Source organism: Microcystis sp. M31BS1 (assembly GCF_020245285.1).
Lineage (GTDB): Bacteria > Cyanobacteriota > Cyanobacteriia > Cyanobacteriales > Microcystaceae > Microcystis > Microcystis panniformis.
The window spans coordinates 1-7,046 of sequence record NZ_JADBVE010000197.1; the positions used below are offsets into that span (position 1 = coordinate 1).

The window sequence follows — 7,046 nt, forward strand, 5'->3', positions numbered from 1 at the left end:
ATACTAAAGGGTTGGTTGTTGCTTCGTTACTAACTAAAGACTGTCCTTGTTCAATAGCAGTAACTTTTGTCTCTGGTTTGAGAGATATTTCTGCTGATTCTGAGTTAGAAGTGGAAGTATTTATTCTTTCAGTAATTGTTCTCAAAGGTAAAGTAGATTCTCCCGAAGTAGCGGGTAGGAAATCTATCTTCCTTTCTTCAGATGCTTCGTCTGGCTGGTGCAAATTTGGGCACAACAACAAAGGATTTGGTGTGCTTAAATTGCTTACTTGAATCTGTTTTAATTCAACTAAAGTAACTTTTGTTTCTTCCTCTTTTGGCGCAACTGTTCTCTGTGGTTGAGCTAAGGTAGCCGCAGGCTTAGAGTCAGGAGTTGACACCGTTACACTTTCAACAATTGTCCTCAAGGATGGGCTATTTTTTTCAGAAGTGTTTGCTGGAGCATCTATCTTCTCAGAGGAATTTACTTGTTTACTTAAAGAATTAGAATCTGGTGCCAAGGGAACAGCTTTGCGACTGAGGCGAAAAGTTTGACCAGCTTGGGAATCAGAAATATTTTCTATTGGTGGCGCAATCTTCTCCTGATATATCCGTTCAGATAACATTGCTGAAGACAATTGGCTAGTGAGGTTCGGTTCGGTTGTAATTGGCTGCACTGGTGTAGCCAACATTAATTCCGTACTGCTACCTGGTTCACTCTCACCAAAAGCATAACGAGATTGCCACCTTTCTAGGAAACGGGAACGCTGAACCATCCAGCTTGGAACTCGTGCTAATTGAGTCTGGAATTGTTTTAGGTTAATCACCCCAACAGGTTCACTCTGGAGGCGAAGGAGACGCTCTACCAGAACAGATTTTTCATCAGGAGAATCGACCATCTTATACACCTTTTTAGAAACCAATATTGACAGATGCACTTAGTTCAGCGGCGATTCCTCCTACCAAACTGCTCACGCTAGGACGGCTGAGTCCTCGGTGAAATAATTCGACACTTTCAAAGGCGACGTTGCCTGAATCTGCTCGCAATTCTGGGCCAGTCCACTTATAGGGAAAAGCTTCTTTAAAGTTCCACCAAATGACCGGGATGCGCTGCTTGTTCAGCAAATAAATTGTGCCGTTTTGGCGTTCAATCTTGCCTTGGACTACATCTTGATGCCAACTCCACAGTCCATCAATCGGGGTAAGTCCGTGTTTGAGAATCAAGGCTGGGGATTTGCTGCGCCCGGCAAAGCGATGTATGTAGTCATTGACACCGCCTTCCTGGTACTCTTCAATAGTAGTTTCTACCTGCAAACCGCTACATTCAGAGAACCCTCCTGCCAAAATTCCTTCAATCTCGACCAAAAAATTGAAGACCTGATAGGGATCGCTGCGAATTCCCAAAAGATTGGTCGCCAAACTGAAAGCGGCGTTTAAGCCCAAGGATGACATCAGTTATTTTCTCCTGTTTGCTCAAGTTTGTTCGTTAAAACGCTGGTTAATCTTGGCGATTTCTGCCACCCACTGCTGGCGTTCTGGGTGTTCCAATCCCAGAATTTGTTCCGGCTGCCAGTGAAAGTGGTAGGCGATATAGGCTACCTCCTCATAAAGCCGTTCGAGGGGGTAGCGCCTTACTCCCCCAAGCTAGTGAGTTCCACGTCAAACTCTTTTTCGCAGTAAGGGCATTGGGTATGAACCCGGTTGTGACCATTTTGATTAATGCGGCAGTAGAGGTCTTGTAAGTAAGCCAAATCTGCCGCATACAGTCCTTCAATCACCTTCGGGTTGATATACTCCAGGCTGCCAAGCTTAGCGATTACCCGCGACAGCAGGACGATCAGCAGATAAGCTTGGTTGCTACGGACACGGGGATCTTTGAGGGGGGCAATTTCATCGAAGGCAGTGGCTAGGCGCATGACACCTTCCCGATGCAGGTTGCCTTCCCCATCTATATACCCCAGGGGTAAGGTAAAGGGAAATTCAGTCTGGAGCATGATTGGGTGATCAGTTTAGCGGGGGATTAAGCTTTAACCATTTCTTCGTGGACAATTTCTAGGGTTTCAATCGCTACTTCATTGCTGGTGGCATTAAAACTTGGTCCTGTCCATTTAGAAGGCCAGGCTTCCCGCAAATTCCAGCGCAATTTTTCTTCCTGCGCTTCGTTGAATAGGACAATCGAGACATTTTTGCGGGTGGTTTTCCCACCAATCACGGTTTCTCTCCATTCCCAGAGGGTCTTGGAATCGGTGATGCCCCGTTTTAAAGTAATGGGCGCGAATTTATTCAACCCGGTCAATTTACGGACGTGGTTGGCATCGGTTCCTTCCCGATAGTCAACGGGATCGGTTGTCGCATCTAGACCGCTGCATTCGCGGAAGCCTGCTTCTTGAATGCCGTCGATTTCAACGCGAAAATTGAAACCTCGATAGGGATCAACTCTGTCAGCCATAGAAAATCTCCTTGTTAAACAACCAGTAATAGTTAGGAATCAAGGGGTTGGGCGCATTTCCACGCTTCCCGCTCGATGAATGATCCGAATCACGAGAAACTCAGCAGGAGCAGCAGTTGCTAAACCAATTTCAGTTAGCACCTTCCCTTCTTCCCGGAGGTCGGTCGGGTTAGTTTCAGCATCGCATTTGACGTAGAATGCCTGGGCTGGGCTGGCTCCCTGGAGTGCCCCTGACTGCCACAGTTGGGTTAAGTAAGCACTCAGTTCTCGCCCAATTCGCACCCACAAGCGGGGAGAATTGGGTTCAAAGGCTGCCCAGCCGAGATTTTGGTCGATCCACCGCCCCAAGGTGAGGAATAGCCGCCGGACGTTGAGATAACGCCAGTTGGGATCTTGACTGAGGGTCCGCGCTCCCCAGACGCGCAGTCCGCGACCCGGAAAGGCCCGCAGGCAGTTGATGCCAAAAGGATTCAACTCACCTTGAAGGGAATTGTCGATCGCCACTTGCAAATCGAGGGCATCCTGAATCTCTTCATTGGCTGGGGCTTTGAAGACACCCATTGTGCGATCGCTGCGGGCAAAGATACCAGCAATATGACCGCAGGGGGGAACCCAGCGCCCTTGGGTATTTTTCAGCCAGGGATAGTAGAGAGCGGCGTTAATCGGTTTGGGCTGGCCGCGGACAATTGCCTCTCGTTGGTTTTTGACTGCTGCTGCGGTACTGTTTGGGAGAGGATCGAGAATGGCCAAGCGATCGCCTTGTTGGGCGCATTGTTGCAACATTGCCTGTTGCACTTGGATAATGGCACTTTCATCCGTCAGCTTCATAGCATCGGGAACTGCCAGTAAGTCCAAATCCTTCAGGGGAGCGAGAGACGACAAAGCCGCTTCTAAGGCTGATTTTGGCTCTTGATTGGATTCTGCTCGCACCACATAGCAGCGAGTCCCGCCATTGGCAAAGAAGCCAGTCACTGCCTCTAATAGATAGCCTGGGGCGGTAAAGTTTTCGCTGAATTCTTCCTGATGGTGTAATGCCCTCGGGGTGTTGACTGGGAAATCCTTCTCTGATGGCTTAGCCTGAAAGAAGCCGACGAATCCAGGAATGCCAGTGGGTAGCTTGGCTTCTGGTTGGCGGAAGCTTTCCTCTCGATAGACACCTGGCGTTTTATAGGCGATCTCCATAGCTCACCTCTCTGTTAGCTGGTTTGGGCCATCTGGCTGATGCGGAAGATGACAAATTCAGCCGGACGGACAATCGCCACGCCAATTTCCGTGACGACTTGGCCCAATTCGCGCAACTCGGGCGGGTTGTTTTCGGCATCGCACTTGACGTAAAACGCCTCCTGGGGTGTATTGCCAAACAAAGCCCCCGAGCGCCAGACATTGGTGAGGAATGCCGAAACGTTGCGGGTAATTTGTTGCCAGAGGGCGGGAGTATTCGGCTCGAAGACCACCCACTGGGTGCCTTCGTCAATCGATTCCCGCAGAAAAAGCAGGGTGCGGCGGACGTTGATGTATTTCAAGTCAGCATTGTCATCGCCGCCGACGGTTCTGGCTCCCCAGACTAGGATTTTGCCATTGAGGACGCGGATGCAGTTGACTCCTTTAGGATTCAAGTTATCCTGGTCAGCTTTACTGAGGGGCTGGCTTACGTCTTGTGCGCCAAAAATCACCTCATTGGCCGGTGCTTTGAAGACTCCTCGCTCGTTGTCAACGCGAGCATAGACTCCTGCTAGGTGTCCACTAGGGGGGACAATGAGCGACCCATCACCACTAGGGTTTTGTAGTTTAGTCGCTGGGTCAAAAACCTTGATCCAGGGGAAATACCAGGCGGCCAAATCGGTTCTTTTCGGCATGACTCCTGAGTCAGCCGGAATTTTGGTCAGAGTGGTTAAATCGGCAGCCGTCTCAGGTCCATCTAGGATAGCAAAGCGATCGCCAGTGGCTTGACAATGAGCTACCACTTTATCTCGGATCCCGTCATCGGTGTTTCCTGGGATTGCTACCAGTGAAATTGGATCGATCGCGGCAAAAGCTTTGAGGGCATCATCAAGTTGTGTATCATCAGTAATCCGCACTACATAGCAACTGCTGCCGCCATTGTTGAAAAATCCGTAAACTGCGTGAGCCAGGTGTTGGTGTCCAGGATCAATGGCAGGATCGGCATCTGCCGTTGCTGCCTTTGTTTCGTCGCCGATTAGATCGCCAAAGAATTTGGTAAATTGGGTCCAATTGGTAATCAATTTAGCTATCTTGGCTGGCGGCAGCGCAAAGTCCACAAACTTAGTGCTTCCGGGCGTTGTCGGATTTTTGGCGACCAGGTGGATTTTGTCTGGTACAATTCCAATAAATCCGGGGATGCTGGTGCTAACTCCAGCGATCGCTTTAACGGCTGAAGGTACTTCTTCAACATAAACGCCTGGAGAAAGATATTGAGGCATAGCCCTCTCCTTAACAAAATATTTGCTTAATCTCCATGCTAGCACTTTTGGTCTATTGTGACTCCTCTCTACAGGGGTGACAACGAGATTAAAGTCTAGGCTGGGTGTGGGTTGTAGGTAGGGTTGATTCATTTAAATTAAGTACAGCTGATTTTGAGTCAATAAATTTGACTGAAGATTCTCAAGTTTATCTTTTTCTAATCAAAAGAGTTAGTCACAATAACTAATCTTTAATCCTCTGCCAATCTTTATTATGAATAGATTGATAAAACTTGTTAACAAGCCACTAAAAGCCTATCTTTCTTGAAATTGTCTGAGATTACATCCTGTTAATTTAGCTAATTTTTCTGCTTCTTACGTCGATAAAACTATCATTTTTTCCCAACGTTCAGCTAACCAGCTCTGTCCCTCCGTTATTGAGAGAAAACCCAGAAACGTTGAATCCTGTAATAAAACTTTACATTGACAAGCATAATACCCCTATAACCAGAAACGTTGAATCCTGTAATAAAACTTTACATTGACAAGCATAATACTCCTATAACATCAAATTTTAAGTTGAATAGACAATCCTCCGGAACCAGTGTAAATAGCTAATATGTTGACACATGAAACTCTGTAAATAGCGCAGTTTGTCTAATAAGATTTTCCCAAATCCTTCTTCAATATCTATTAGCTGTAGAATCAGATAAGCGATAATGCAGCTATAGAGATGTAGGCGGATTCCGTTCTCGTTTTTAGTGATTAGATTATCCAACTTTAGAGGCATTTTAAAAAATTTCCACAGCAGTTCTATTGGCCATCTTTGGATGTAAATTTCGGCAATTTCTTCATTGCTAACTGCCCCTTCTCCTTGTAGAGGTAAATCTGTCGCCAGCCGAAATTCTGTTTGACTTTCTAGGTCGCAAAAAGCGACTACTCTTACTTCTATTTGTCTTTTATCTTTTCCGAGTTTACACTTGCCATTTTCGAGCATCTCCAGGCTAATATTATTTTTCAATCTCAAGACAAAATGCTTGTCACTACTCTCTAATAATTCGGTGATTCTTTGATTAGAAGCAAATCCTCTATCCATTACGCCAAGTCCATTTACAGTAATTGCTTCTATCGTTTTTCCTCCTTCTTTCGAGTCATGAACTTAACCAAAATGGATGAGGATTCCGACCACCTCTGTTGTGATACTATTAAGACCAGAGAATAGTTTTACTTGATGCCATCCTTGCGACCATAGTATTTTACTGGTTAAGCTAATTATTGTTGAGTCAATGGGAAATAAAGCTCGCGCATTCTCTATTCCTTTTTTGGCAACTAAACGCTTATTTAATTCAACAATGACTTTCTCAAACGGACTTGTTTCTCTAATTTTGCTTGCCTGAGAAAATGGGGATAAATTTACATTAATTCCTTCAAGTACCATGCGACTGCATAAGTCCCTCATACTGACGATGCTTTTATCTAAAGCAAAACCAATCCAACAGGACAAAAATGTAAAAGTGTCTAAAGCGGGGTAGTCATTTTTAGGCAGTGGTTTGAGAAGCTCTTTTATGAGTTTTGAGAAATTCGTCATCAGGGCAAACTCCCTATTGTGAGGGTAATAAGTTGTCTAGATTCTATCTATAATAGCATTTTTTGTCTGACTTTTCTCAACGTTCAACACTTCTGGTTCTAATTGTCTCCCCTCTAGGTCTTTAATCCTGATATTTTCTTGAGAATTTCTGGATAAATCTAAAGCTTTAATCACCTCTTTTGCCACTGCTTTTACCACGGGAATAGCCACAGAATTACCGAACTGTTTATAAGCTTGGACATCGCTGACAACAATCTGAAAACTATCGGGAAATCCCTGTAATCTTGCCCATTCTCTGGGGGTCATTCTGCGGACGAATAATTTATTTACTTCTCCCTTAATGCGAGTAACGGGAGTAAAATTATTCAGTCTTTTATTGATAACTAAATTTCTTTCTTTTCCCATACCTCCCACCACAATAGCATTAGCGATACCATCGGGAGAAATAATCTCATAACCGAACCCATTACCTTTATTTTGGTGTCTATACTTGTGTTTAAACAAAGTTTCTAAATACTGATTAGAGAGATAATATTTAACGCTGACTTCCTTTTCTTCTAGGATATCTTTGAGACAAGTTTCTTGATGGGTTGGTTGAGGATAGGAAAAAT

7 protein-coding genes and 2 pseudogenes are annotated in these 7,046 nt (G+C 45.3%); all 9 read right to left on the reverse strand.

Annotated features, from left to right (window positions below; genetic code table 11):
* Window positions 1-877, reverse strand: an 877-nt coding sequence (locus IM509_RS11605) for a hypothetical protein (protein ID WP_272079355.1), incomplete at its 3' end; no start/stop codon positions are given.
* A 13-nt stretch (window positions 878-890) separates the two neighbouring features.
* A complete protein-coding gene (locus tag IM509_RS11610; protein ID WP_052275915.1) occupies window positions 891-1,430 on the reverse strand; it encodes a phage tail protein in 540 nt (179 codons plus the stop codon).
* A gap of 21 nt (window positions 1,431-1,451) precedes the next feature.
* A pseudogene (locus tag IM509_RS24085) lies at window positions 1,452-1,589 on the reverse strand (DUF6760 family protein); the annotation flags it as partial.
* Between the two features lie 20 nt (window positions 1,590-1,609).
* Entirely contained in the window at window positions 1,610-1,972 is a 363-nt protein-coding gene (locus IM509_RS11615; protein WP_002770407.1) for a hypothetical protein, read from the reverse strand.
* A 26-nt stretch (window positions 1,973-1,998) separates the two neighbouring features.
* Entirely contained in the window at window positions 1,999-2,427 is a 429-nt protein-coding gene (locus tag IM509_RS11620; RefSeq protein WP_052275916.1) for a phage tail protein, read from the reverse strand.
* Window positions 2,428-2,466: 39 nt separating this feature from the next.
* Window positions 2,467-3,609, reverse strand: coding sequence for a phage tail sheath family protein (locus tag IM509_RS11625; RefSeq protein ID WP_185237569.1), 1,143 nt, complete (start codon window positions 3,607-3,609; stop codon window positions 2,467-2,469).
* 14 nt (window positions 3,610-3,623) lie between these two features.
* Window positions 3,624-4,868 carry a phage tail sheath family protein gene (locus tag IM509_RS11630; RefSeq protein WP_052275918.1) on the reverse strand — a complete coding sequence of 415 codons (1,245 nt, stop codon included), beginning with the start codon at window positions 4,866-4,868 and terminating at the stop codon, window positions 3,624-3,626.
* Window positions 4,869-5,421: 553 nt separating this feature from the next.
* Window positions 5,422-6,435, reverse strand: a pseudogene (locus IM509_RS11635) (IS4 family transposase).
* Between the two features lie 36 nt (window positions 6,436-6,471).
* The coding region (locus tag IM509_RS11640; protein WP_287716953.1) for a DNA cytosine methyltransferase at window positions 6,472-7,046 on the reverse strand (575 nt) is incomplete at its 5' end.

Bases quoted from the DNA above. Each gene is read 5' to 3' on its own strand.
- IM509_RS11610 (WP_052275915.1), bottom strand. From the start codon at position 1,430: ATGTCATCCTTGGGCTTAAACGCCGCTTTCAGTTTGGCGACCAATCTT.
- IM509_RS11615 (WP_002770407.1), bottom strand. From the start codon at position 1,972: ATGCTCCAGACTGAATTTCCCTTTACCTTACCCCTGGGGTATATAGAT.
- IM509_RS11620 (WP_052275916.1), bottom strand. From the start codon at position 2,427: ATGGCTGACAGAGTTGATCCCTATCGAGGTTTCAATTTTCGCGTTGAA.
- IM509_RS11625 (WP_185237569.1), bottom strand. From the start codon at position 3,609: ATGGAGATCGCCTATAAAACGCCAGGTGTCTATCGAGAGGAAAGCTTC.
- IM509_RS11630 (WP_052275918.1), bottom strand. From the start codon at position 4,868: ATGCCTCAATATCTTTCTCCAGGCGTTTATGTTGAAGAAGTACCTTCA.